A 22,756-nucleotide genomic window follows, 5' to 3' on the forward strand; every position below is an offset into this window, starting at 1 on the left:
AGACGGCACTGACATCGGGTCATGGCGCGCTCGGTGGCCGTGGATCTCGGGCCGTGGCGCGCTCGGCCGGGGGTGGGTGGGGTCAGATGATGTCTTCGCCCTTGCGGCGGGCCTCGCGCCACTCGGCGAAGAACGCCCGGCTGATGACGAACAGCACGATCGCCACGATGACGGGCCACATCAGGACATACGCGGTCAGGACGGTCGTGCTCATCGGGTGCTCCTTGCAGTGGTCGGGTCAAGGTCGTCGTCGCGGTCATCGCGGTCGTCGCGGCTGACGGCGACGCGCACGTCAGCGGACTCCTCGCCCTCATCGAAGTCACCGGTGCGCTGTTTGATGACGGCAAAGTCGAACCGCTCCTTGTTGCCGACCGACATGCCCCAACAGACCAGGGTGCTGACGGCATAGGCGACGAGCGAGGCGGTGAGGGTGGCATATTCGTGCAGGCTGCCGATCGCGAACGGCGCCACCGCGAGCGTGGCGACCACGGCGACGACGCGCGCCACCCGCAGCCCGAAGAAGCCAAAGCTCATCAGGCCCAGGACCACACCGACACCGATGACGGCGATGATGTCGATTGCGATCGCGATGATCCCCTCCATCGGGATCCAGCCGAACCGGACCGGGATGAAGAGAGCCAGGGCGGCAATGACCGCGGTCGTGAAGGCCCGGTTGGTGACCTTGTCCCAATAGAAGCTGGCGATCACGGGGAAGACCAGGGCGCCCCACAGGGCACCGACGAAGACCAGCAGGTCCAGGATGTTCAGCTGCAGACTGGCAAAGGCGACGGCCGCCGCCGAGGCGAGCACCATGGTGCCGCGGCCGATCAGGAGCATCACCTTGGGGTTGGCCGCCTCCTTGCCCGCAACGTTCTGGCCATAGATGTCGGCCATCGCGATCGAGGACAGCGCCGACAGGTCGGAGTCAGCGGTCGAGGACAGGGCCCCGATGATCATGATGAAGAAGACGGCGATCAGCACGGGCGGGAGATATTCCGCGGCCATCTGCGGGATCAGGTTGTTCACGTCCCCGCCCTCCGGCGTGATCCCCAGATAGAGCGCCAGGACCCCCAGCATGCCGACGCCGATCACCATGGCGCCATAACCGAAGGTCGCGGTGACGAAGGTGGGCTTGATCAGGTCCTCGCGGACCGCGAACAGGCGCTGCGCGATGGTCTGGTTGCCGATCGCATAGGCCAGCACCGCCGCGATGTAGGGCGCACCCTGGTTCATGAAGGCGTCGCTGGAGAAGAAGCTCTCCTGCTGCGCGGTGACGTTGATGGCACCGGTCTCAAAGGCGGCGGGGAAGCCGGCTGCAAAGAAGATCACCGGGACGAGGATCGCGACGGCCCCCAGCATGCCCACGACCTGGACGAAGTCGGTCAGCACCGAGGCGCGGAAGCCCGACCACAGGGTGTAGAGCAGCACCCCTCCAGCAACCATCAGCACGCCCTGGATGAAGGTGAAGGGCGACAGCATCGAGATCAGCACGCCACCGGCGATGAAGTTGGACATCAGGCTGATCACGGAGCCCACGACGTTGGACCCGGCGAGCATCAGCTGGCTGGAGCGACCGTGCCGGGCGTGCATCACCTCGGCGAGGGTGTGCGCTCGCGGCGCGACGGCCCGGATCCGCTTGCCGAAGGGATAGATGAACAGGATCATCAGGGCGCCCCACAAGCCGTAGTGAATGGGGCCGGAGATGCCGTAGGTGTAGCCGGAGGTCGCCGACGCATACATCGACGAGGCCCAGATCCAGGTGGCCGTCATGCTCGCCGCGGAGATGCCGAAGCCGACGTTGTTGCCGGCTGTCATATAGCCGTCGGCGTTCTCCTCACGCTTGCCGATCCGGGTGGAGATATAGAAGGTGCCGCCGTAGAAGAGCAGCAGGAGGGCAACCAGGGTGAGGGTGCCGAACTGGAACGTTGAGGCGTCCAAGAGAGTCCGTCCTTGTGCAGTTGTGATCAGGTCTGTGTCTGAACCGCTCCTCTGCGCCAGGGCAGGGCGGAGCCGCAGGTCGTAGCGCTCATCACCTCGTTTCGTCGAGTGCCGCTGCAGGCGCAGCAGGACGCCGCGAGCCCGAGGGCTGCGCAGCGTCGCATCGTTCGCTCCGGGTGGTGGCTGGCCGTCAGGGCGCCGACTCGTCCCGGGATGGGTTCACCTCGCCAACCGCGGTCGGGCCAGAACGGCCCCGGGTCGGGGATGAAGGACGCGGCGACCTTAACAGGTGCCCCACCGCCGACCCCGACCAGGGACCAACTGCCGGGGGTATGCCGAAGCCCCCGTCCGGCATACGGCTGGACGGGGGCTTTGGTTGGCTTGCGGGAGGTCGGTCGCTGCGCGACCGCTCACTCAGTGGGTCACTGCCACATGACCGGGGCCTCGAGGTAGGCGTTCTCGTCGTAGCCGCCGTCGATCTCGCGGACGCCGGTCCACGCGGCGCCGGTGACCTCCTGACCCTCGGGGGCCAGCGCGACGTTGCAGGTGGTGGCGGTGGCGCCGGCGACGAAGTCCTCGAAGTATTCGTTCGGGCACTCGGCGATGCCGGTGCTGATCACGATCAGACCCTGCGCGGGGCTGCCGTCGTCCAGGACGCCCTCGAAACCGGGCTCGATGTTGGTGGCGCCCTCGTCGCCCTCGGCGGAGAGGACCTCGTGCTCGGACATGATGAAGTACGGCGTCATGCCCTCGTACTCCTCGACGTCGTCGAACTGCTCAAAGAAGGAGGCGTCGCCGGCCACGATCTCGGTGACGGAGGACTCGATGTAGCCGAAGGCGTAGTACTCCTCGCCCTCCTCGCGCTCCTGGGCGTGCAGCACGGCGGGCTCACCGAAGGCGAACTCAGTGCCCGGGGCGGTCGTCTCGAAGTCGCCCGCGGCGCCCCCGGCAGCCGGGGCCTCGGTCGCTCCAGCCTCGTCCCCGGCAGTCTCCTCCGCAGCGTCGTCGGCGGGGGCCTGCGTCTCGGTGGCAGCGTCGTCCTCGGCGGGAGCCTCGGTCTCCGTGGCCGGGTCGTCCTCGGCGGGAGCCTCGGTCTCGACCGCGTCGTCGGCGGTCTCCTCCGTCTCCTCGGTGGTCTCCTCGACCGTCTCCTCCGCTGAGGTCTCGTCCGCGGGGGCCTCGTCCTCGCCACCGCACGCGGTCAGGACCAGGGCGGCGGCGGCCGCCACGCTGATCAGGCCGGCGCTGCGTCGGGTGGTGCGGGTGGTGTGCTTCATGGTGGTGCTCCTCAGTGTCTCCCCCGGCGGTCAGGGGGTCTCGAACCGCCATGGAACCGACGGGGCCAGCCCGGGGCCGGTTCCATGCTGTTGGAAACTTGAACGAATCTTGACTCTGAGGACGGCGGCAGGACGTATGCAGTGGGGCCGGTAGACTCCTGACCCCGTGGCACTCTCTATCGGAATCGTTGGCCTGCCCAACGTCGGCAAGTCGACCCTCTTCAACGCACTTACCAAGAACACGGTGCTCGCCGCGAACTATCCGTTCGCGACGATCGAGCCCAATGTCGGGGTGGTCCCGCTCGCGGACAAACGTCTCGATCGGCTCGCCGAGATCTTCGGCAGCCAGCGGATCCTGCCGGCACCCGTCAGCTTCGTGGACATCGCCGGCATCGTGCGCGGCGCCTCCGAGGGGGAGGGGCTGGGCAACAAGTTCCTGGCCAACATCCGCGAGGCCGACGCGATCTGTCAGGTGGTGCGTGCGTTCGTCGACGACGACGTCGTGCACGTCGACGGCAAGGTCAGCCCGCAGGACGACATCGAGACCATCAACACCGAGCTGGTGCTGGCCGACATGCAGACCCTCGAGACCGCGATCCCGCGTCTTGAGAAGGAGGTCAAGGGCAAGAAGACCGACAAGGCTGTCCTGGACACCGCGCTCGCGGCACAGAAGGTGCTCGAGGCCGGCGACACCCTGTTCGCCAAGGGCGTCGAGGGCGGCGTGGACATGGACCTGGCCCGCGGCCTGGGCCTGCTGACCACCAAGCCCTTCCTGTATGTCTTCAACCTGGACGAGGACGGCCTGACCGACACCGCCCTGCACGACGAGCTCGCCGCTCTGGTGGCGCCCGCCGAGGCGATCTATCTCAACGCCAAGCTCGAGGCCGACCTGGCCGAGCTCGACGAGGAGGAGGCCGCCGAGCTGCTCGAGTCCGTCGGTGTCACCGAGCCGGGCATGCTCCAGCTCGCCCGTGTCGGCTTCCAGAACCTGGGCCTGCAGACCTATCTGACCGCTGGCCCCAAGGAGTCCCGCGCCTGGACCATCCGCAAGGGCTCGACCGCGCCACAGGCAGCCGGTGTCATCCACACCGACTTCCAGCGCGGCTTCATCAAGGCCGAGGTCGTCTCGTTCGAGGACCTCGACGCTGCCGGCTCGATGGCCGATGCCCGCGCGGCCGGCAAGGTGCGCATGGAGGGCAAGGACTACGTGATGACCGACGGTGACGTCGTGGAGTTCCGCTTCAACGTCTAGCGCGCTCGTGTCGGAGGGGACCGTGGCCGGTATCCTGAGGGCATGGCTGAGATCATGACAACGGAGACGCTCGCTCTTCGCGAGCTCATCGACGTGCGTCGTGATGAGTTCCAAGTCCTCCTCGACCGGTACGTCGCGACCAACCCGAAGCTGTTCGGGTCCGTCGCTCGGGGCACCGCATCTCCGGGGTCGGATATCGACATCCTCGTCGAGATGGATCCTGCCGATGGCAATCTCCTGATGCGAGCCTCCGGCCTGTTGGAAGAGACTCGAGCCCTGTTCGGCCGCGATGACATCGACGTGTTCCCTGTGCAACTGCTCAAGCGGCCGGTCTCGGCCGCGGCGCTCGAGGATGCCGTGGCATTGTGAGTCGTGACCCGGCCCAGCGGATCGCTGATGTTCTCGAGGCCATTGAGCGGTGCCGGCGGTATGTCGCTGCTCTTGATGGCGATGCAGGCCTGCTGGAGATGGCAGAGGACGCGATCGAGCGAAACCTGCAGATCATCGGCGAAGCCGTGAACCATCTCCCCGCAGAGATCACGGATGTACATCCGGAGATCGCCTGGCCGCAGATCCGAGGCTTCCGCAACATCCTCGTCCATGAGTACGTCGGCGTCGATGTTGACATCGTCCGCGACGTCGTCGAGACCCATCTCCCGCCTCTCGCCGAAGCATTGCGCGGCCATCTCGCTGCCGACTGATCCACTCCGACCAGTGGCGTTGAGTCAGGCTGAGCGCATTTTGATGGCTGTACGTGCCGGAACTCGGTGGAGTTCCGCTTCAACGTGTAGTCGAGTTGCGACTCGTCGTGGGCTTGTGGCGTGATTGACGGTGCGGCAGGCTCCTCGATGTGACTGACTTCGTGGGCCGTGCGCATTCGTTTGTCGCGGCGAACTATCCGCAGGCAGATGCGGCGTTCCTCGGAGGGAGCGCAGCATCAGGAGAGTCGACCGAGTCGTCAGACCTGGACATCTTGGTCTTGCTCCCAGATGAGTGGTCGTCCACCTCCTTCGTGGAGACCACCACGTATGAGGGCCAGCTCGTGGAGGCCTTCGTGTACGGACGTGGTGCGCTCCGGTCGTGGCTTGAGAAGGGGCGTGACGAGTCCCGCCCTGTGCTGGACCGACTTATTGCGCACGGTGTGTCCCTCGTTGAGGGCGAGATCGCGGAGGATCTGGTTGCCTCCTCGCGGAGGGTTCTTGATGCAGGTCCCGCACCCATCGATGCGGAACAACTGAACCGACGGCGGTACTCGCTGTCGGCACTGGTCGACGATGTCGCGGATGCAGCGGATCTGGGCGTCCGCAACGTGGTGTCGTGGGCGGCTTGGAAGGAAGCGGCTGAGTTGGCCCAGCTGTGGACGGGACGCTGGGTAGGGACGGGGAAGTGGCTGCTGCGTGAGTTGCGCGCGCACGGCGACCCGTTCGACTTGGCGGTTTGGGTGGACCAGGGTGGTCGCGACACGGACGCTCTTCTGAAGAGTTGTCGCTCACTGCTCGATTCGGTGGGAGGCCACTTGCAGGCTGGATACGTCAGGGGCGAGAAGCCACACCTGCTGTGAGGGTGTCTGGCCAGGGAGCCACCGTTCGTGCAACAAGAGCGTGGTGACTCGACGCCACGCAGATGGCCGTATGCGCGAGGTATGACCGCTCGCGCGAAACACGAGCGGCCCGGGTCAGGGCACCGAGACTCACTGCTTGAGTAGAGCAGGTCCAAACCGTTCGCAGACGGCGAGCATCCTGGTGTCGAATTAGACGGTATGGAGTGACCCACTTTTTGTTGGGCGCCGTACCGAACTAAGCCCTGTTCGGGAACCGTACCTCGTTCCTCGATGGCCTTGATCGTGCGTCGTCGCTGGTCGGTGTCAACGTCGTTCATGCTCGCTGCGCTGCGCGTGCTCCACGTTGACACTCTCCTACGCGACGGCGCCAGGGCCGGGTATCGAGGAGCTGTTCCTCAAGGCGGGGTTGCGGGCCGGGGCCCCACGCACAAGATTCGTGGGTTACCGAGCAAGGACTGCTTGCTCGGCCTATCCGACAATTGTGGGAGGCCCCGGTGTTTACCGAGCGTACGAGTGTTGGGCTCGACGTGCACGCCAGATCTGTCGCTGCAGCGGCGATCGACGGCGAGACGGGCGAGCTGATCCAGGCGAGACTCTCCCCTGGTAAGAAGCAGATCACCGACTGGCTCAAGGCGTTGCCTGGCCCGGTCGCGGTGACGTATGAGGCCGGCCCGACCGGGTTCGACCTGTACCGTGCGTTGAGCTCGGCCGGGATCCGGTGCGAGGTCGCTGCCCCGTCAAGGTTGCAGAGGCCTTCTGGCGACCGGGTCAAGACCGACGCCAGGGACGCGGTCCACCTGGCCAGGTTGCTACGCCTGGATGAGATCAGCTCGGTGGCGATCCCGACGGTGGACCAGGAAGCGGCCCGGGACCTGACCCGGGCCCGCGAAGACGCCCGTGGTGACCTGATGACGGCCCGGCACCGGCTGTCCAAACTGCTCCTGCGCTACGGCATCGTCTACTCCGGCGGGTCCGCGTGGACCGGCAAGCACGACGCCTGGCTACGCACCGAGGCCTTCGCTGGGCTGAGCACCCGGGCGACCCGGCTGACGTTCGACGCCAACTACGACAACGTCCTGACCACCTTGGCCCGCCGGGACCGCCTCAATGTCCACATCGAGGAGTTAGCCGCCGACAGTGAGTTCACCCCCGTGGTGCGACGACTGTGTTGCCTGCGGGGCATCGCCACGCTGACCGGGTTCGCCCTGGCCGTCGAGATCGGTGACTGGCACCGGTTCACCGGCAAGACCATCGGCTCCTTCGTCGGACTGGTACCTTCCGAGCACTCCTCGGGCAACTCCCGCTCCCAGGGGCCGATCACCAAGACCGGCAACACCCACGTGCGGCGGATGCTGGTCGAGGCTGCCTGGCACCACCAGCCCAGGTACCGGATCGGCAAGACCATGCTGGACCGGTGGGACCTGGCCCCCAGCTGCGCGGGCCCGCGGTGACGCCGGGAACCGGCGGCTGCACGCCCGATGGGTGACCTTCATCGAGCGGAAGAAGAAGCCCACCATCGCCAACGTCGCCATCGCCCGCGAGCTCGCCGGCTGGTGCTGGTCCCTGGCGGTGCTCGACGAATAGCCCCCACGAACTGCTGATCTGCTAATACCGAACCGCTGGTAGCAGCGCGTGGAGCGGACCCGCGCCCGCACTATGAGCAGCAAAGACCCCCCGTGGGCCTTTGTGACGCTCGATGTTAGACACGCGGTCCCGCTCCTGCCGAAACATCGTCTTGCGGTACCCAACCCGCGCATATCAGTCAGACCGCGCGTCGCCAACGACACGCTCACCAGCGAACGTCGGCAACCCAGCAGACAGCAACGAGGCGCCCGCCCCAACCACGCCAAACCGGGACGGGCGCCTCACCCTGCCACTTGACAACAGGCCACTCCATATCAGTGCGAAGTGTGGGCAAGCGTGCCGCGCCGGCGCTCCAGGGACCGGTCGCCCTCTCCTGCGACGCCCCGAGGGCTAAGGGTCAGTTTCGCAATTTGGCGTGCAGTTCGATGAGATTCTCGGCGTACAGTTCGAAGGTGTCGTTATCGCCGGGTGGGTCACCGTTGGGCCGCGGCACGTACGCGGTGCGCAGGCCGGCTTTTGCCGCGGCGCGCAGGTCCCAGGCGTGAGCCGCGACGAAGTACGGCGGTGGGGCGTCAACCGGCGCAGCCGACAGCGCGACACGGTAAATCGCCGGGTCAGGTTTATACGTGTTCGCATCCTCGGCCGAAAGCACTTGGTGCCAGCGCAACCCTGACCGTCCACTCAATCCGGTCAGCACCCGGCGGCTGGCATTGGAAAGGCCCATCAACGTCACGTCGGCGGCGAGCCGAGTCAAGCCTTCGACGGCGTCGGGCCACGGCTCCAGGCGTTGCGCGGCGTCGCTCAGTGGCTGGACAGCCGTCATTGGCAACTCACCTTCTGCCGCAATTCGTTCGAGCGCCTCGGCATCGAGGACGTGACTGGGCGCGAAGGCGGAACTGCCCGAGATGATCTCGCGTTCCCGTTTGGCGACGAGGTCCAGCCAGGTCGTGACGACGCGGGTCGCGGAGACCTCGTCCCACCCTGTGACGGCACTGACCTGTCGACGCAGGCTGCCTGCCTGGTCGACGAGTGTGCCCAGAATGTCAAACACGATCACGGGCCGGTCGGTGCCAGTGCTATTCATGGTTGCGTCGAACGCAGATGACGGCCGGGTCATTCCACGGAGCACCATCGTTCCGGCCAGAGGGAAGCATTGCTCGAACTCGCGCGCCGTTCTTGGTGGAACGGGCCGGAGTTCGGCCACTCCGACTAACGGCGTTGTGTCCGGCTGCGTGCATGTGAGGGCTGTTCGTCCCGGAACTCGGTGGGATTCCGGTTCAACGGCTAGTCGCATTGCGGTTCAACCTCTCAACTGGATCGCGTCGACTTCTCGCTGGTGGACGTGGGCGGCACACCAACGGCTGAGAGAGTGGCCGGATGACCCGACCTGACTGCGAACCCGATCTCGTTCCTGAACTTCTCGTCAGCGACGTGGCGACGAGTGTCGACTTCTGGTGCAACGCCTGTGGTTTCGAGATCTCCTACGATCGTCCCGACGAGGGCTTCGCGTACGTCACCCGCGGACGCGCACACGTCATGCTCGAGCAACGTGGAGCCGGTCGGAACTGGCTGACCCAGGAGCTCGACCCACCATTCGGGCGAGGAGTCAACTTCCAGATCGGCGTGCGTGACCTCGAGCCGATCCTCGCCGCACTTGCGAACGCGAAGTGGTCGCTGTTCATGCAGCCAGAGACGAAGTGGTACCGCGTGAGCGGCACCGAAGAAGCAGGGGTGAGGCAGTTCCTCGTGACTGATCCGGACGGATACTTGCTCCGCTTCCAGAGCTCAGTCGGCCGTCGCCGAGCACCGGCCTGTGAAGGTCTCGATTCCACTCAGGCGGAGGGATAGCGTGAGTGCTATCGAATCCAGGAGGCGGTTCTGATGGCGTCGATCATCGTCCGCGGTCTTGATGAGTCTGTGAAAGATCAGCTGGCTGCGCAGGCAAAGGAACATGGCCGCTCTATGGAAGCAGAGGTGCGCGACATCTTGACGCGTGCATCGTTGAGGCCGCACATCGGCATCGCGCTCATGCGTGTCGCCCGCGAGACCGGTGGCGCTGAGGGGCTGCGGATCCCTGAACGGTCGGACGCCGCGCGTTCGGTGGATTCGCATGATCGTTCTCGATACGAACGTCATCTCGGAGGTTTTCCGGCCGACGCCTGATCCTGGTGCGATCGAGTGGCTCGAGTCCCTCTGTCGAGCACATGGTGCGATGTGCGCCACCCGCAACGAAAAGGACTTTGCGGAGACAGGTGTTCGGGTTCTGAACCCGTGGACTTTCGATGCTGGCATGCGTGAAGTCATGGCGTGGTGACCTAGGCGCGGTTGGACCGTCGGACTCGCAAACCTGTGGGTCGAGTCGGCGTCACCTGCGCTTGGGTCAGTCGACCCCGAGTATGTGCAGGAGCCCGAGCCAGCTCAGCAAGTTGTCGCCAGGATCAGGTTGCGTTTGACGATCCAACCCATGATCAGGACGCGGAGGTTCTCCCCGGCTCCTCGCTCGTGAGGGGCTCGCGGGCGCGGGGCGTCAGTGGTGGTCGAACCACGGACTCACCATCCGTAAGTCACCGAGCCGGGTTCAGGGCGCGGATCTTCAAGGTGAGGTGCAGGATGAGCCGGTCCGACCCTGACCCGAGGTCACAACCCGTCACGTCCTCGATGCGTCGGAGGCGTTGATAGAAGGTGGCGCGGTGGACGCAGGCGACGCTGGCCGCGCGACGCACGTCGCCGGCGTGCGGTAACTCGGGTCGTGGAGGAACGTTGTCGAGATCTGTACGCGCCGACGGGTGGAGTGCGCCTTGCCGACCAGGTCGGAGTCGCCGGTCTCATCGATGAGCACCTCGGCGGCCGTCACCTCGCTCGCCTCTTCATGAGGCTTCCTGCACGGAGGCGACCGATGTCGCTGTTCAGGGCCTGAATCAGCGGACGGACCCGTCTCCGGCACCTGTGAGTCGCGGCTCATCGCCGGTGAGATCGAGGTGCGGTTCCTCCTGGCTATCACGGCGCATCATCTCGAGGTCACGCTGTAGTTCCTCGAGTGTGTTGCCTACGGGAGTGACGGCCTGCTCGGTGAACGAGAAGTTGCCGTCGTCCTCCAGGTAAAGCTCCCGGACCTCCCATGCCTCCTCGCCGGATGCTTGGTCGCGGCCCCGGCTCGCGACATACCTCCACGTTGTCATGCTTCGTACGCTACCGAGCCTTGCGGCTGTCGTCACTGCTTCGGTGCCGTCGTCGTGCCGTGTGGACGTGCGCGCAGGCTCGGCCGTGCGCGCGGAGTCTTCTAGTGTTGCTCGTATGACCGAGGAAGACAGCGCCTTCGTCCTGAGCCGGGGCGGCGTCTCGATCGCCGTCACTGATCTGGGCGGCGAGGGGCCGCCAGTGCTCCTGCTCCACGGCCTCGCAGGAAGTTCGCGAGAGCTGATGCCCACGGCGGAGGCACTCAGAGACTCCTGTCGGGTGCTGCTCATCGATCAGAGAGGCCACGGCCAGAGCACTCGTCGACCGGCGGACCTGTCGCGCGACGCGTTCGTGCTGGACATCGTCCACGTGATGGAGGAGCTCACTCCAGGGCAGCGTTGCACTCTCATCGGTCAATCGATGGGGGCGCACACGGCGTTCCTGACGGCAGCGGCGCGACCGGACCTTGTCGAGCGCCTGGTGATGTTGGAGGGACACGTTGCCGGGAGCGAGGATGCGGGCGTAGCACAGAGTCTGGGCAGGTTCTTCGCGTCCTGGCCGACGCCCTTCGCAGATGAGGCGGCCGCCCGCGACTTCCTGGGTGACGATTCGATCGTGGACGCCTGGGTCGCCGATCTGGAGGTCACTCCGGGCGGTTTGGTGCCGCGCTTCGACGCCGACGTCATGGAGCGCACGATCGCGGCGGTCCATCAGCCGCGCTGGGCCGAGTGGGAGGCGCTGGAGGTCCCGACCGTCGCCATCTTCGCCGAGCGCGGCATGTTCTCTGCAGACGACAAGGACGAGCTGATCGAGCGCCAGCCCGCCACCGCCCGGATCGACCTCACGGCCGGCAGCCATGACGCGCATCTTGACGCCTTCGATGAGTGGATCAAGGCGCTTCGCGACTGTCTTGGGTTCAACGTCTGACGCCGCGGCGCACGGCGTCGAGGGTCGTCTCGGGTGAATCGTTGAAGCAGAGCCGGACGCCGGTCTGGCAGGCCATGACCGTGTTGACCACGAGTTCGAAGATCAGGGTGTAGTCGTGAGAAGTCCGCAGGCCGGAACCGATCTCGATGACGTCGAAGGACTGACTTGCGAGGGTCTTCCGCACGCTCGTCTCAGCAGAGGCCGCGTCATCGGACAGCAGGCAGGAGGTGACGTCGAAGCCCGCATCACGCAGCTCGTCGTGGGCCTTGTGGATGCGACCCCGCAGTGCCTCGGCCGACTGGCCGGGCCAGGGGGCGAAGTCGATCACGTCGGGGTCCATCCCGATCTGAAGCACGTGTGGCCTGCTCATGCTGTGACTGTATGCCGATCGGGCAGTTGGCTCCGGCAGGTGACAGTTCACCGAGCGCAAGGAGGCCTTCTGCGTCTGTCGGGTGGTTTGGATGAGCGGGTTGCTCGGAACCGGTAAACCTCGTGGTATCCCGATTGGTATAGTCACAACATGGCCACGACGATCAAGGTGAGTGCAGAACTGCGCGACCGGATCAACCGCGATGCGCAGGAGCGCGGCGTCACTGCAGCAGGACTGATCGAACGACTTCTCGATGCGCACGAGCGGCGGCAGCGCATGGAAGCCTTCGGGCGTGCCTTCAGGGGCGCCGACGCGACGTACTGGGATGAGTTCCGATCCTGGGACGTGACCCTCGACGACAGCCAACCCGGTGAGTGAGCCTCGTCGCGGAGACATCGTCTGGGCAGAGCTCGATCCGGTGCGGGGGCGTGAGCAGTCTGGACGCCGACCAGCACTCGTGGTGGCGAGCGACTTGTATCTCGAGCAGGCGAATACTCTCGCGATCGTCCTGCCGGCAACGACGACCGATCGAGGATGGCCGAACCATGTCCCGCTGCGTGGTCCGCGCCTCGGTCTGACGAAGCCGACCTTCGCGATGACAGAACAACCGCGGACCGTGACCCGGGACCGCTTCGTCGGCGACATTGGAGCGGTCGACGCTGCAACTATGCGTGAGGTGGACGGCTGGTTGCGGGACTTCCTCGCGCTGCCGTGAAGACCTGACGCTCACCGGCGCACAAGGTCAGCGCGGGGATCGTGCTGCGTGAGTGCGCTTCTCCTGACCAGCCAGGGCGACCGAGGCGTGCGTCAGCTCGGCTGCCGGTGCCTGTCTGCCACTGGATCGGTGTCCCGCTGAGCACCAGGCAGTCTGGGCCTGCAGGATGTCGATGGCACGGGCGGGGGACACCCAGATGCCCGGTGCTGGCGGCTGCTGTGCCAGCGAGGCGCCCCGGGCGATCGCTGCCAGGTGGATCACCTGGCCCAACGCAGCCCACTGCTCGCTGGTCGGTGGGGCAAACATCGTGTTGGCCACCGACATGCGGGCCAGTTTGCGTCCGTCGTCGTCGATGAACGTCGCCCAGACGCCGGCCTTCTCGCTGACAAACTCGATGACGGCGATTGCGGAGAAGGGCGCCGTGCGGGTGCGGGCGCGGAGAACTCCTTGTGCCAGGTCAATCGTCAGCCGGGGCAGGAACACGGCACGCACGACGCAGAACAGGAGGGCCACTGCGGCGCCGATGCCGAGGCCGACCAGCCCACCTCCCGGCTCACGGTCCCAAATGCCGATCACCGTGACCACCGTCATGGGGGCGACGATGCCCATGACCATCCAGAAGGGCCAGCCGAAGCCGCGATTGCAGCGCACCTGCGATGGAAGAGTCAGTGGCTGGGTCACCGGAGCAGCCTAATGGGAGTGCGGCACCGCGCCAGGACTAAATGCCTCGCAGCGTGACAGCCGGGTCATGCAGCATGGCCACGTGTCCATCATCGTGATCACCGGCATCCAGGCTGCCGGCAAGTCGACCGTCGCGCAGGCTCTGGCCGAGAGCCTGCCAACCAGCGTCCACGTTCGCGGCGACCTGTTCCGTCGGATGATTGTCAACGGGCGGGTCGAGATGGGGCCGGCTGTGCCGGAGCCTGGGGCGTTGGAGCAGTTGCGGCTGAGATATCAGCTGGCGGCCGAGACAGCCGATCGGTATGCCCAGGCTGGCTTCACGGTGGTCCTGCAGGACATCATCCTGGGCGAGCACCTGCTTGACGTCGTCAACCACATCACGAGCCGGCCCCTGTCGGTGGTGGTGCTTGCCCCGAGCGCCGCTGCGGTGATGGAGCGGGATGCGCAGCGCAGGGAGCAACGGGGCAAGGTGGCCTATCAGCCGGGTGACGAGAGCATCGAGTTGCTCGATCAAGCGCTTCGAACGAGCACCCCGCGGATCGGCCACTGGCTCGACACCTCGGACCTGAGCCTCGAGGGCACGGTGGCCGAGATCCTTGCCCACCTGGAGACCACCGCGCGTATCGTCTGACCGCGATGTGTCCACCGAGGCCGGAGCAGGTGACGACCGCCTCAACGACGCTGCGTGCCGAGCACTGTTGATCCAGGCACCCGATCGATCGGATCGTGTGTGCGCAGCACCCCCAGCACGATGAGCAGCTGCGCCGCGATATAGGTCAGCATCACCCAGAAACCCTGGCCAGGTAGGTCCCACCAGGGCGCGAAGGCGTTCATCGCGATCAGCCCGTCCGAGACCAGGAAGAGCGCGCCACCGGCCCAGACCAGTGAGTTCAGGCCGGTGGCCAGGACGGCCATCGCCCCGAGCAGCAGGCCATAGGCCAGGACCGGCACCAGCAGCGTCCCGGCGTGCGGCGCACAGGCGAGCACGAGGGCAACGATCGCCACGGCATACGGCAGGAGCAGTGCCCGCCGCTGCCGCAGCACGCTCTGGTCGCGGTGCGGCCAGAAGGCCACGATGTAGACCACCTGCGCCACCAGGAAGAACCCCACCATCACCAGGAAGGCCGTGTCACCCTCGACCAGACTCGGTGCCGTGTCGCCCAACCAGGAGAACCCGAGCGCGACCAGGGTGAGGCGGACCAGCCGGGTGCGCTCGACACCGCGCGTGCGGACCAGCAGGAAGACCGCCAGGACCGGCATGAGGAACCACTGCGAGACACGGGCATAGGCGCTCTGGTCGGTCAGCTGCCACACCAGGTGCACGGCGGCCAGGGCCAGGAAGATCCGCAGGGTGACCCGGGCTGCGCTGCGTCTCGGCATGGCAGCATCCTAGAAGTCGACCCGCACCACCGCGCGGCGCTGGGTCGGGCGCGTCAGCTCAGTGAAGCCGGCGTCCAGATAGCTGCTGAGTATGCCGTGGTGCAGCTCCTCGTCGATGGCCGCCCGGGTGGTCATCGGGTAGGCCTCGAGGGCGTCCGCTCCGCGGGCGCGGGCGAAGTCGACGGCGGCGACGATGAGGGCGGCGGACACCCCCCGCTTGCGGAAGTGTGCTCGCGCGAACACGCAGGTGATTGCCCAGACCGTGGGGTCTGACCGGTCCTCGTCCCGCCCGGCCCACGGCACCGAACTGTGCCGCAGGCCGGGGAACTCCGGCCGTGGTTGCACCGCGCACCAACCGACCGGCTGATCATCGAGGTAGGCGACCAGGCCGCTCGTGGTCGCAGCACCCGGGGTGCCGCACTCGGTCTGCTCCCGCAGCCGGAACTGGCGCTCCTCGACCGGCTGGTCCGCGAAACTCTCGCGCGGCAGCAGCTTGTAACGCTGGCACTGGCACCGGGCGCCCGATCCCCGTGTGCCGAAGATCGCCTGCAGATCATCCCAGCTGGCCTCGTTGGCGGGTCGGATCTGCAGTTCTGCCATCTGTGCAGCGTAGGAGCCCGACCCCTGACCCGCTAGGCGCAGCAGGCAGAATCTGTCCGTGCCCGCCACTTCGCAACCCGAGGACGTGATCGACGGCCCCGTGGATCCCGGACACACGGTGCTGGCGATCCCCGTGCCCGAGCTCGATGCGTTCGTGCGTGAGCGGACCGCGCACTACGACGCCGACTATCTCGCTGCGGACCCGACCTTTGGGCAGGCCCACGTGACCGTCCTCGGCCCCTGGGTGCGCTCGCCGACGCCCGCGGACCTGGCCGCCGTGGCGCAGATCGCCTCGGTCGCTCGCCCGTTCGCCTACCGACTGGCCCGACTGGGCACCTTCCCCAACGGGATCATCCACCTGCTCCCGGAGCCGGCCGGGCCCTTCCGCGCCCTCACCGGGGCGGTGGTCGAGCGCTTCCCCAGCCACCCGGCATACGGCGGGCTGTTCCCGGACGTCACCCCGCACGTGACGCTGGACGCCGCCGGGGCGGGCCTGGACGAGCAGGCGGTGGAGGAGATGCTGGGCGACCTGATCCCGGTGAGCTGCCGCGCTGAACTGCTGCAGCTGCAGTGGTGGCAGGCTGGGCACTGCCACGTGCAGGCGAGCTGGCACCTGGGCGAGACATCTGGAGGAATGGCATGAAGGTCCTGGTCACCGGTGGGGTCCGCTCGGGCAAGTCGCACCACGCGGAGACCCTGGTGCGGGGGGAGGCGGCGGTGACCTATGTCGCGCCGGGGCCGGATGAGAGCGAGGAGCCGGACCCCGACTGGGCACTGCGCCTGGCGGCCCACCGCGACCGACGCCCCGCGAGCTGGACCACGGTCGAGACGGCCGACGTGGCCACGGCGATCGCCGACAGTGCGGGGCCCGTCCTGGTGGACTGCCTGGGCACCTGGCTGACGCGGACCATCGACCTGCGCGGCCTGTGGGAGGCGCCGGTGGACGAGGTCACCGATGTCGTGCGTGGGGAGATCGCGCGCCTGGTGGCGGCGCTGGAGCGGCCGCAGCCGATCGTGCTGGTGACCAACGAGGTCGGGCTCGGCGTCGTGCCCGCCCACCGGTCCGGGCGACTGTTCCGCGACCTGCTGGGCGAGGCCAATCGGCAGGTGGCCGCCGCGTGTGACGAGGTGCACCTGGTGATTGCCGGGCGGGTCCTGGTCCTCTAGCGGTTCCGTGCTGACGGTCGTCGGCGGGGGAGATAGCGCCGCCGCTGCGGGGCTCAGGCGACGCAGACTCAGCGACGGAGATTCAGGCAGGCTCAGGCGACGCAGAGCAGCAGGACGACCAGCGTCACCTCGACGCAGGCTCCCAGGACGTCTCCGGTCACTCCGCCGAGCCGGCGACGCGCGACCACCAGGACACCGGCCAGCGCGACGAGGGCCAGCGCTGGCGCCAGCAGCCCACCGAGGTCGAACCCGGGCAGCAACGCGGCCACCCAGACCAGGCCCGCGGTCGCCAGGAAGACCAGCAGAGCAGTCACCGGGTGGACGGTGCCGGCCACCGTGGCTCCCAGACCATCAGGCCGGGCCGCGGGAACGCCCCGGACGCACGCAACCGCGAGCGCGCTGCGCGAGGTGACGACGCACGCCGCAGCCAGGAGCGGGCCGAGGTCATGGGTGGTGAGCGCGGCCAGGCTGACTGCCTGGATCCCGATCACCACCACGAGGGCCACGACCCCGGCGGGGCCAGCAGTGCCCGACCGCATCACCTCCAGCGAGCGCGCCCGGTCGGTCGAGGCGGTCAGCCCGTCGACCGTGTCGGAGAGACCGTCCAGGTGCAGCAGACGGCTGAGCCACGCCAGGAACCCGACGGCCACCAGGCCCATGGCCAACGGGGCGAGGTGCCCCTCCTGGCTGAGCCAGACCAGCAGGGCGACGCCGCCGGCCGCCGGCACCGCGGTCAGGGGTGCCAGGGCCATGGCCAGACCGGCGGTGGGGCGGTCGATGGTCTCCGGGGGCTTGACGGGGATGCGGGTGAGCGTGCCGACGGCGAGGCGCCAACTGTCGGGCAGGCTCACCCGAGGTCCTCGAGGAGCGCCACGTCGCGCAGCAGCGCGATGGCGCTGTGCAGCAGCGGCACCGCCGCGACGGCGCCGGATCCCTCGCCGAGGCGCATCCCCAGGTCCAGCAGGGGCGTCAGGCCCAGCGCCTCCAGTGCCAGGGACTGGCCAGGCTCGGGGGAGCGGTGCCCTGCAGCGAACCAGGCGGCGGCACCGGGGGCGATGCGGTCGGCGAGCAGGCCGCACGCGACCCCGATGAGCCCGTCCAGCAGGGCAGGGACCCCGGCCCGTGCGGTCGTCACCAGGAAGGCGGTGGTGGCGACCAGGTCGGCACTGCCCAGCACCCGCAGCACCTCCGCGGGATCGGCGGCTCGGTCGCCGAGGCGGGCCAGGGCCTGGTCGACGAGGGCGGCCTTGTGGGCCAGGGCCGTGTCGTCGACGCCGGTCCCGCGCCCGGCCACCGCGCTGCCCGGCAGGCCCAGGGCCGCGGCCACCAGTGCTGCGGTCGGGGTGGTGTTGCCGATGCCCATGTCCCCGCTGATCAGCAGGTCCGCGCCCGACCCGAGCTCCTCCCGGGCGACGGTCTCTCCGGCACGCCAGGCCTCGGCATACTCCTGGTCGGTGAGGGCATCTGCCAGGTGGATCGGCGCGCTGGCCTGTCGCACCTTGTGCCGTTGCAGGTCGGTCCGGGCCCCGGGCTCCAGGTCGGCGAAGTCGTCGGTGCAGCCCAGGTCGAGCACCCGCACGTGCACGCCGTGGGTGCGGGCCAGCGCGCTGACGCCCGCCCGACCCGCGAGGAAAGTCCGCACCATCGCCCCGGTGATCTCGGGCGGGAAGGCGGAGACGCCGTGCTGGGCCACTCCGTGGTCGCCGGCAAAGATCACCAGGCGCACGTTGTCCAGAGCTCGAGGCGGCACGCTGTCCTGCGTCGCGCTGAGCCACACCGCGAGGTCGCCGAGCCGGCCCAGGGCCCCGGGGGGTGTGGCCAACGCCGCGAGTCGCTGCTGTGCCCGGTCCCGGGCAGTGGCTGACGGTGCGGGGACGGTGGAGGTGCTGATGACTGACTCCCAGAGGGCGGCGTGGAGGGGGGTCTCAGCGTAGGCGGACTCAGGAAACGGGCCGCCACCCGGGCGGTGGGTCCTCGCCGACCCGGCCGTCCACGGCCTCCCGCAACAGGTCTGCGTGACCGGTGTGGCGGCCATACTCCTCGATCAGGTCGCACACCAGCCGTCGCACGCTCGCCCGGGTGCCCTTGTCGTCGGCGGTCGCGGACGGTTGATCGATGCCGCCGTCGGCGATCGTCTCGGCCAGGCGCTGCCGTGCCCGGGCCACCTTGCTGTCATAGAGGCCATAGAGCCAGTCGGGCGAGTCCCCGGCGGCCGTGGTGAACTCCCACTCGGGGTCGGCGTCCCAGACCTCCGGGTCCCACGGGCCGCCCGGGGAGTCGCCGGTCATCTTGAGGAAGAACGTCTGGTCCTCCACCAGTGCCAGGTGCTTGAGCAGCCCACCGATCGTCAGGGCCGAGGAACCGATGCGTGTGGTCAGCCCGGCGTGGTCCAGGCCGTCGGCCTTCCAGCGGAAGGTGGCGCGCTGTCGCTCGAGCATGCCGAGGAGATGCTCCAGCTCGGTGCCAGCCAGTGGTGGCTCCCAGGGTGTGGCCGCTGAGCCGGGGACGGGGTCGCCGATCAGGTCAGTCATGGTGTCCTCTCCTGGGCCCGGCCGTCGGGCCTGTCACCACCGTAGGATCGAACCCGGACGATCCACGGCAGGGATGGAGAGATCATGCGATCACAGACCAGTCCGACCGCTCGGGCCCTGCTGGCACTGGAGTTGATCCAGGGGCAGCCGGGCATCACCGCCGACCAGCTCGCTGCCCGGCTCGGGGTGACCTCTCGGGCGGCTCGGCGCTATGTCGCGATCCTGCGCGAGGCCGCGATCCCGATCGTGTCCACGAGTGGCCCGGCGGGTGGCTACAGCCCGGGGCGGGGCCTGCGGCTGCCGGCGGTGCTGTTCAGTCAGGGCGAGGCGCTCGCGTTGGTGATGGCGGTTCTCGACGGGCACCACGCGGCCGCCGACCCCGCAGATCCGGTCGGTGCGGCGTTGGGCAAGATCCTGCGTGCGATGCCCAGTCGCATTGCGGCACAGGCCGAGTCGGTGCGCAAGACCGCGGCTGCGGCCCCTGATCGAGGTGCGGCGCGGCCCGACCCGGACACCACGGCCACCCTGGTGCGCGTGTGCGCCGAGCGTCAGGTGGTGGACCTGGACTATCGCTCGGAGTCCGGCAACGAGTGGATCGCCACCGTCGAGCCCTGGACCGTCGTCGTGCGTTATGGGCGGTGGTATCTGCTGTGCCGAGCGGTCGACCGTGACGCCGTGCGGACCTATCGGGTGGACCGCGTCCGGGCCGTCTCCGTCCGGGACGAGACGTTCGTGCCACCGGAAGACCTGGATGCGGTGACGGTGCTCGAGGAAAACCTCGGCGCCGGTTGGGACTATCCCACCAAGGTCGTCATCCAAGCCCCTCTCGAGCGGTGTGAGCGGGTGCTGGGCCACGCGCTGGGCACGCTGAGCGCCATCGATGACCGGAGCACGCGCCTCACCGGGAGCACCAGCAACCCCTATGGGTATGCCGAGCGTCTCGTCACCCTGCCGGTTCCGTTCACGGTGGTGGATGGCCCCGAGCTGCGTGCCGTCGTGCGTGAGCTGGGAGAGCGCCTCGTGGCTGCCGCTGGCTGAGGAACTCGGTTGCGTGCCCGGCGACCGGTCCCTGAGGGTGAGGAGCATGACTTCCTTTGTGTCTCACACCACGATCGACTCCACCGACGCCTACACCCAGTCAGTGTGGTGGCAGGGGGTGCTGGGTTATGTCGAGGACGCCGACGATCCCAACGAGCCGGGTCACGAGGAGTGCCCCATCTTCGACCCCGAGACCGGGCACACGTTGCTGTTCATCGAGGTGCCGGACCCGACCCCGGGCAAGAACAAGATCCACCTCGACCTGCGCCCGCGTGACCTGACCCAGCAGGAGGAGGTCGACCGCCTCCTCGCCCACGGCGCCAGGCTCTCCACGGATCACCGGGGGCTCTACGGCCCGGGCACCGGCTGGGTCACTCTGGCCGACCCTGAGGGCAACCTCTTCTGTGTCCTGAAGTCGCCGGCCGAGCGGGCCGCCCTGGCGGCGCAGTCCTGAGCAGGTTCCCCGCCGCCACTCAGCCACCATCAGTTGGCCGCAGCCTGCTCAGCGGTTGCGCGGGTGATTGCGGGCGACCCGCTCGTTGCCGTGCTTGTAGTTGCCGGTCACGCGTGCCATCAGCAACTGGTCGTCCTCGCCGTCCACATCCTCAAGGAAGTCCGCGGCGCGGCGCCCGCGCAGGGTCGTGGCGACCTTCCCGTGGTGACGGATGCGGACCGCACCGTCCGAGCTGATCGTGTAGTCGAAACCCTGTGGTCGTTGCCCCATCCGTCCACTGTCCCGCCTGCACGGCTCCTGCGCCACTGAGTTGTTCCGCTGGAGAGTTCCGCTGGAGACCTGCCTCGTCGTGGTGCGGCTGTGGTCAGCGCCTTCTGCGTGGGAGATACTGGGGTGGCAGGCCCGGCCCAGTGGAGGTGCGTGATGAGCAAAGGTTTCGTCGTCGTCGGTGTTGATGTGCCGGAGACCAGTGGCGATGCGGTCCGGTGGGCCGCGCAGACCGCCAGTCTCCACGGTCGAGCCCTGAAGTTGGTCCACGCTGTCGAGGGTGTTGCGGGGCTGCCCAGCGGTGTCGTGCAGGCCGACGACAACTCCACCCGGGACGTGCTGCGGGACAACACCGACGCGCTGTCGACGCTCGAGCAGGCCGTCGCGGCGGTGCACGAGGAGTTCCCCGAGCTGGAGCTGGTGCCACTGGAGGTCGTCGGTGACAACGTCAAGTCGCTGCTGGCCCACGAGGAGGACGCGCTGCTGGTCGTCGGGACCGGCCACCGCAGCACCCTCTCCGAGATGGTGCTCGGGTCGACCTCGCTCGGAGTGGCCATGCACGCCTCCAGTCCGGTGGCCGTTGTGCCTCCGGGCAGCCGCCGGGACGAGGAGGCGCACGGGGTGCTCGCCGTCGCCGTGGACGGCAGCGCCGACAGTGCGCTGGCCGCCCGGGTCGCCTGCTACGAGGCCAGGACCCGCGGCGCCCGAGTGCTCGCCATCAACACCTGGGCGTTGGAGGTCGTGGACGGATTCGTTGTGACCGAGTCCGACCAGGAGGAGTTCGGCGCCATCCAGGAGCGGCAGCGCGAGCTGACCGAGCGGGCACTGGTGTCGGCACGTCGGGACTATCCCGACGTGGACATCGAGGTGCAGGTGGTGCACGCGCGCGCGGTCCCCACGCTGCTGGGCGCCTCGCAGAACGCCGACGTGTTGGTTCTGGGCAGCCGCGGGCTCGGTGGCTTCGCCGGCAAGCTGCTCGGCTCGGTGAGTCAGCGGGTGCTGCGCGGGTCGGCGTGTCCCGTGATCGTCGTCAAGGCCGCGGACCGCTGACGAGGGTCAGCCCTGCAGCGAACCGCTGACGAGGGTCAGCCCTGGGCAGCGTCCTTGACGATCTTTGCCCACCGCTTGGCGAGCGGCTCCCAGGCCCTGCGGAGGGCGGGCCCGGCCTCCTGCACGGCATCGGCGGCGGCAAAGACGTCGATCCCGTCGGCCCGTGCCTCGCGCGCCGACGGCTTGTCTGTCGTCCAGCTGCGGAAGATGGCCGGGCTGGTCTCGGGGTGGAACTGCACACCCCACGCCAGGGGACCGAACCGGGCAGCCTGCACGGTCCCGTCGGGGGAGTGGGCCAGGACGCTCGCGCGCTCCGGGATGGTGGTGACCACATCGTTGTTCCACTGGACGGCCGGCAGCCCGGGCATCAGGCCCCGAAAGAGCGGGTCGTCTGCGGCCTGTGGTGTGGGGCCGTAGGGCGTGAGCCCGGTGCCGTGCCCGTTGGGGTTGGGCGCGACCGTGCCGCCGAGGGCCACGGCTGCCAACTGGTGGCCCAGACAGATCCCCAGGAACGGCTCCCCGCTGGCCACGACGGTGGCGATCAGCGCACGGGTCGGGGCGAGCCACCTGGTCGTGTCGTCGTCGTTGGCGCCCATCTCACCTCCGAGCACCAGCAGGCCGGCGTGATCTGTCAGGGATGACGGGATGGCGCAGCCGCCGTGGGCTTCCAGGACGTTGAGCTCGAGTCCGGCCGCTGTGAGCCAGTCGCCGAACCAGCCTGGGGGGCAGTTGTCCTCGTGTTGCACCACGAGCACGGTGGGCTTCATTTCGGCAATCTAGCGCCCCA

At 68.1% G+C, this 22,756-nt stretch carries 31 protein-coding genes; 16 read left to right on the top strand and 15 right to left on the bottom strand.

Annotated features, from left to right (window positions below; genetic code table 11):
* Positions 1–82: 82 nt before the first annotated feature.
* From NF556_RS04805 to NF556_RS04815, 3 genes are all read right to left on the bottom strand, one after another.
* Positions 83–214 (bottom strand): putative transporter small subunit, encoded by a 132-nt coding sequence (locus tag NF556_RS04805; RefSeq protein ID WP_252594356.1) that lies wholly within the window; start codon positions 212–214, stop codon positions 83–85.
* Positions 211–1,938, bottom strand: coding sequence for a sodium:solute symporter family protein (locus tag NF556_RS04810; protein ID WP_252594357.1), 1,728 nt, complete (start codon positions 1,936–1,938; stop codon positions 211–213). The genes NF556_RS04805 and NF556_RS04810 overlap by 4 nt, the downstream gene beginning before the upstream one ends.
* Positions 1,939–2,360: 422 nt before the next feature.
* Complete coding sequence (locus NF556_RS04815) at positions 2,361–3,215, bottom strand: hypothetical protein (protein ID WP_252594358.1); 855 nt, start codon at positions 3,213–3,215, stop codon at positions 2,361–2,363.
* A 166-nt stretch (positions 3,216–3,381) separates the two neighbouring features.
* Here NF556_RS04815 and ychF point away from each other — a divergent pair, with 166 nt between their 5' ends.
* From ychF to NF556_RS04840, 5 genes are all read left to right on the top strand, one after another.
* The gene (gene ychF, locus NF556_RS04820; protein ID WP_252594359.1) at positions 3,382–4,467 is read left to right on the top strand and encodes a redox-regulated ATPase YchF; all 1,086 of its coding nucleotides are present in this window, start codon (positions 3,382–3,384) and stop codon (positions 4,465–4,467) included.
* Positions 4,468–4,509: 42 nt separating this feature from the next.
* On the top strand, positions 4,510–4,836 hold the full coding sequence (locus NF556_RS04825; RefSeq protein ID WP_252594360.1) for a nucleotidyltransferase family protein: 327 nt from the start codon (positions 4,510–4,512) through the stop codon (positions 4,834–4,836).
* Positions 4,833–5,168 (top strand): HepT-like ribonuclease domain-containing protein, encoded by a 336-nt coding sequence (locus NF556_RS04830; protein WP_252594361.1) that lies wholly within the window; start codon positions 4,833–4,835, stop codon positions 5,166–5,168. The genes NF556_RS04825 and NF556_RS04830 overlap by 4 nt, the downstream gene beginning before the upstream one ends.
* A gap of 149 nt (positions 5,169–5,317) precedes the next feature.
* Entirely contained in the window at positions 5,318–6,028 is a 711-nt protein-coding gene (locus NF556_RS04835) for a nucleotidyltransferase domain-containing protein (RefSeq protein ID WP_252594362.1), read from the top strand.
* 494 nt (positions 6,029–6,522) lie between these two features.
* The gene (locus NF556_RS04840) at positions 6,523–7,479 is read left to right on the top strand and encodes an IS110 family RNA-guided transposase (RefSeq protein WP_252594363.1); all 957 of its coding nucleotides are present in this window, start codon (positions 6,523–6,525) and stop codon (positions 7,477–7,479) included.
* Positions 7,480–8,009: 530 nt separating this feature from the next.
* Here NF556_RS04840 and NF556_RS04845 read toward each other — a convergent pair.
* The gene (locus NF556_RS04845; RefSeq protein ID WP_252594364.1) at positions 8,010–8,729 is read right to left on the bottom strand and encodes a haloacid dehalogenase type II; all 720 of its coding nucleotides are present in this window, start codon (positions 8,727–8,729) and stop codon (positions 8,010–8,012) included.
* Between the two features lie 260 nt (positions 8,730–8,989).
* Between NF556_RS04845 and NF556_RS04850 the strand changes: the two genes are divergently transcribed.
* Positions 8,990–9,460: a bleomycin resistance protein gene (locus tag NF556_RS04850; RefSeq protein ID WP_252594365.1), complete on the top strand. Its 471-nt coding sequence runs from the start codon at positions 8,990–8,992 to the stop codon at positions 9,458–9,460.
* Between the two features lie 33 nt (positions 9,461–9,493).
* The gene (locus NF556_RS04855; protein WP_252594366.1) at positions 9,494–9,775 is read left to right on the top strand and encodes a FitA-like ribbon-helix-helix domain-containing protein; all 282 of its coding nucleotides are present in this window, start codon (positions 9,494–9,496) and stop codon (positions 9,773–9,775) included.
* A 401-nt stretch (positions 9,776–10,176) separates the two neighbouring features.
* Here NF556_RS04855 and NF556_RS21510 read toward each other — a convergent pair whose 3' ends face one another.
* Complete coding sequence (locus tag NF556_RS21510; RefSeq protein WP_425607064.1) at positions 10,177–10,335, bottom strand: helix-turn-helix domain-containing protein; 159 nt, start codon at positions 10,333–10,335, stop codon at positions 10,177–10,179.
* Between the two features lie 195 nt (positions 10,336–10,530).
* Positions 10,531–10,791: a hypothetical protein gene (locus NF556_RS04860; protein WP_252594367.1), complete on the bottom strand. Its 261-nt coding sequence runs from the start codon at positions 10,789–10,791 to the stop codon at positions 10,531–10,533.
* A 61-nt stretch (positions 10,792–10,852) separates the two neighbouring features.
* Here NF556_RS04860 and NF556_RS04865 point away from each other — a divergent pair, with 61 nt between their 5' ends.
* On the top strand, positions 10,853–11,716 hold the full coding sequence (locus tag NF556_RS04865; RefSeq protein WP_252594368.1) for an alpha/beta fold hydrolase: 864 nt from the start codon (positions 10,853–10,855) through the stop codon (positions 11,714–11,716).
* Here the strand turns inward: NF556_RS04865 and NF556_RS04870 are convergent.
* Positions 11,706–12,086, bottom strand: a complete 381-nt coding sequence (locus tag NF556_RS04870) for a hypothetical protein (RefSeq protein ID WP_252594369.1) — start codon at positions 12,084–12,086, stop codon at positions 11,706–11,708. The two genes, NF556_RS04865 and NF556_RS04870, sit on opposite strands and share 11 nt — an antisense overlap.
* A 150-nt stretch (positions 12,087–12,236) precedes the next feature.
* Between NF556_RS04870 and NF556_RS04875 the strand changes: the two genes are divergently transcribed.
* Together NF556_RS04875 and NF556_RS04880 are read left to right on the top strand one after the other, a co-directional pair.
* On the top strand, positions 12,237–12,464 hold the full coding sequence (locus NF556_RS04875) for a ribbon-helix-helix protein (protein ID WP_252594370.1): 228 nt from the start codon (positions 12,237–12,239) through the stop codon (positions 12,462–12,464).
* Complete coding sequence (locus NF556_RS04880) at positions 12,457–12,801, top strand: type II toxin-antitoxin system PemK/MazF family toxin (protein ID WP_256829734.1); 345 nt, start codon at positions 12,457–12,459, stop codon at positions 12,799–12,801. The genes NF556_RS04875 and NF556_RS04880 overlap by 8 nt, the downstream gene beginning before the upstream one ends.
* 27 nt (positions 12,802–12,828) lie before the next feature.
* Here the strand turns inward: NF556_RS04880 and NF556_RS04885 are convergent, their stop codons facing one another.
* On the bottom strand, positions 12,829–13,482 hold the full coding sequence (locus NF556_RS04885; protein ID WP_252594371.1) for a hypothetical protein: 654 nt from the start codon (positions 13,480–13,482) through the stop codon (positions 12,829–12,831).
* An 82-nt stretch (positions 13,483–13,564) separates the two neighbouring features.
* On the opposite strand from NF556_RS04885, the gene NF556_RS04890 reads away from it, so the two are divergent.
* Entirely contained in the window at positions 13,565–14,113 is a 549-nt protein-coding gene (locus NF556_RS04890) for an AAA family ATPase (RefSeq protein ID WP_252594372.1), read from the top strand.
* Positions 14,114–14,154: 41 nt separating this feature from the next.
* On the opposite strand, the gene NF556_RS04895 is transcribed toward NF556_RS04890, so the two are convergent.
* Both NF556_RS04895 and NF556_RS04900 read right to left on the bottom strand, forming a co-directional pair.
* A complete protein-coding gene (locus NF556_RS04895; RefSeq protein ID WP_252594373.1) occupies positions 14,155–14,862 on the bottom strand; it encodes a lysoplasmalogenase in 708 nt (235 codons plus the stop codon).
* Positions 14,863–14,871: 9 nt separating this feature from the next.
* Positions 14,872–15,462 (bottom strand): GNAT family N-acetyltransferase, encoded by a 591-nt coding sequence (locus NF556_RS04900; protein ID WP_252594374.1) that lies wholly within the window; start codon positions 15,460–15,462, stop codon positions 14,872–14,874.
* Positions 15,463–15,520: 58 nt separating this feature from the next.
* Here NF556_RS04900 and NF556_RS04905 point away from each other — a divergent pair, with 58 nt between their 5' ends.
* Positions 15,521–16,105: a 2'-5' RNA ligase family protein gene (locus NF556_RS04905; protein WP_252594375.1), complete on the top strand. Its 585-nt coding sequence runs from the start codon at positions 15,521–15,523 to the stop codon at positions 16,103–16,105.
* The gene (locus tag NF556_RS04910; protein ID WP_252594376.1) at positions 16,102–16,629 is read left to right on the top strand and encodes a bifunctional adenosylcobinamide kinase/adenosylcobinamide-phosphate guanylyltransferase; all 528 of its coding nucleotides are present in this window, start codon (positions 16,102–16,104) and stop codon (positions 16,627–16,629) included. The genes NF556_RS04905 and NF556_RS04910 overlap by 4 nt, the downstream gene beginning before the upstream one ends.
* A 92-nt stretch (positions 16,630–16,721) precedes the next feature.
* Here NF556_RS04910 and NF556_RS04915 read toward each other — a convergent pair whose 3' ends face one another.
* Genes NF556_RS04915 through NF556_RS04925 form a run of 3 tightly spaced genes read right to left on the bottom strand, consistent with a single transcriptional unit; the run spans position 16,722 to position 19,160 of the window.
* Positions 16,722–17,480, bottom strand: a complete 759-nt coding sequence (locus NF556_RS04915) for an adenosylcobinamide-GDP ribazoletransferase (protein WP_252594377.1) — start codon at positions 17,478–17,480, stop codon at positions 16,722–16,724.
* Positions 17,477–18,520 (bottom strand): nicotinate-nucleotide--dimethylbenzimidazole phosphoribosyltransferase, encoded by a 1,044-nt coding sequence (gene cobT, locus NF556_RS04920; RefSeq protein ID WP_252595716.1) that lies wholly within the window; start codon positions 18,518–18,520, stop codon positions 17,477–17,479. The genes NF556_RS04915 and cobT overlap by 4 nt, the downstream gene beginning before the upstream one ends.
* Positions 18,521–18,569: 49 nt before the next feature.
* Positions 18,570–19,160: a mycothiol transferase gene (locus NF556_RS04925; protein ID WP_252594378.1), complete on the bottom strand. Its 591-nt coding sequence runs from the start codon at positions 19,158–19,160 to the stop codon at positions 18,570–18,572.
* An 84-nt stretch (positions 19,161–19,244) separates the two neighbouring features.
* Here NF556_RS04925 and NF556_RS04930 point away from each other — a divergent pair, with 84 nt between their 5' ends.
* Together NF556_RS04930 and NF556_RS04935 are read left to right on the top strand one after the other, a co-directional pair.
* Positions 19,245–20,198: a helix-turn-helix transcriptional regulator gene (locus tag NF556_RS04930; RefSeq protein ID WP_252594379.1), complete on the top strand. Its 954-nt coding sequence runs from the start codon at positions 19,245–19,247 to the stop codon at positions 20,196–20,198.
* A gap of 46 nt (positions 20,199–20,244) precedes the next feature.
* A complete protein-coding gene (locus NF556_RS04935; RefSeq protein WP_252594380.1) occupies positions 20,245–20,652 on the top strand; it encodes a VOC family protein in 408 nt (135 codons plus the stop codon).
* A gap of 48 nt (positions 20,653–20,700) precedes the next feature.
* Here NF556_RS04935 and NF556_RS04940 read toward each other — a convergent pair whose 3' ends face one another.
* Positions 20,701–20,922, bottom strand: coding sequence for a hypothetical protein (locus NF556_RS04940; protein WP_252594381.1), 222 nt, complete (start codon positions 20,920–20,922; stop codon positions 20,701–20,703).
* 153 nt (positions 20,923–21,075) lie between these two features.
* Between NF556_RS04940 and NF556_RS04945 the strand changes: the two genes are divergently transcribed.
* On the top strand, positions 21,076–21,969 hold the full coding sequence (locus NF556_RS04945) for a universal stress protein (protein ID WP_252594382.1): 894 nt from the start codon (positions 21,076–21,078) through the stop codon (positions 21,967–21,969).
* Positions 21,970–22,004: 35 nt separating this feature from the next.
* Here the strand turns inward: NF556_RS04945 and NF556_RS04950 are convergent, their stop codons facing one another.
* On the bottom strand, positions 22,005–22,736 hold the full coding sequence (locus NF556_RS04950; protein ID WP_252594383.1) for a type 1 glutamine amidotransferase: 732 nt from the start codon (positions 22,734–22,736) through the stop codon (positions 22,005–22,007).
* Positions 22,737–22,756: the final 20 nt, after the last annotated feature.

Origin of the sequence: Ornithinimicrobium faecis (assembly GCF_023923225.1) — a bacterium.
GTDB lineage: Bacteria > Actinomycetota > Actinomycetes > Actinomycetales > Dermatophilaceae > Ornithinicoccus > Ornithinicoccus faecis.

Coding starts and splice junctions, on each gene's coding strand:
- NF556_RS04875 (WP_252594370.1), top strand. CDS start 12,237: ATGGCCACGACGATCAAGGTGAGTGCAGAACTGCGCGACCGGATCAAC.
- NF556_RS04860 (WP_252594367.1), bottom strand. CDS start 10,791: ATGACAACGTGGAGGTATGTCGCGAGCCGGGGCCGCGACCAAGCATCC.
- NF556_RS04950 (WP_252594383.1), bottom strand. CDS start 22,736: ATGAAGCCCACCGTGCTCGTGGTGCAACACGAGGACAACTGCCCCCCA.
- NF556_RS04945 (WP_252594382.1), top strand. CDS start 21,076: ATGAGCAAAGGTTTCGTCGTCGTCGGTGTTGATGTGCCGGAGACCAGT.
- NF556_RS04805 (WP_252594356.1), bottom strand. CDS start 214: ATGAGCACGACCGTCCTGACCGCGTATGTCCTGATGTGGCCCGTCATC.
- NF556_RS04815 (WP_252594358.1), bottom strand. CDS start 3,215: ATGAAGCACACCACCCGCACCACCCGACGCAGCGCCGGCCTGATCAGC.
- NF556_RS04855 (WP_252594366.1), top strand. CDS start 9,494: ATGGCGTCGATCATCGTCCGCGGTCTTGATGAGTCTGTGAAAGATCAG.
- NF556_RS04900 (WP_252594374.1), bottom strand. CDS start 15,462: ATGGCAGAACTGCAGATCCGACCCGCCAACGAGGCCAGCTGGGATGAT.
- NF556_RS04925 (WP_252594378.1), bottom strand. CDS start 19,160: ATGACTGACCTGATCGGCGACCCCGTCCCCGGCTCAGCGGCCACACCC.
- NF556_RS04850 (WP_252594365.1), top strand. CDS start 8,990: ATGACCCGACCTGACTGCGAACCCGATCTCGTTCCTGAACTTCTCGTC.
- NF556_RS04870 (WP_252594369.1), bottom strand. CDS start 12,086: ATGAGCAGGCCACACGTGCTTCAGATCGGGATGGACCCCGACGTGATC.
- NF556_RS04940 (WP_252594381.1), bottom strand. CDS start 20,922: ATGGGGCAACGACCACAGGGTTTCGACTACACGATCAGCTCGGACGGT.
- NF556_RS04935 (WP_252594380.1), top strand. CDS start 20,245: ATGACTTCCTTTGTGTCTCACACCACGATCGACTCCACCGACGCCTAC.
- NF556_RS04930 (WP_252594379.1), top strand. CDS start 19,245: ATGCGATCACAGACCAGTCCGACCGCTCGGGCCCTGCTGGCACTGGAG.
- NF556_RS04845 (WP_252594364.1), bottom strand. CDS start 8,729: ATGACCCGGCCGTCATCTGCGTTCGACGCAACCATGAATAGCACTGGC.
- NF556_RS04895 (WP_252594373.1), bottom strand. CDS start 14,862: ATGCCGAGACGCAGCGCAGCCCGGGTCACCCTGCGGATCTTCCTGGCC.
- NF556_RS04825 (WP_252594360.1), top strand. CDS start 4,510: ATGGCTGAGATCATGACAACGGAGACGCTCGCTCTTCGCGAGCTCATC.
- NF556_RS04910 (WP_252594376.1), top strand. CDS start 16,102: ATGAAGGTCCTGGTCACCGGTGGGGTCCGCTCGGGCAAGTCGCACCAC.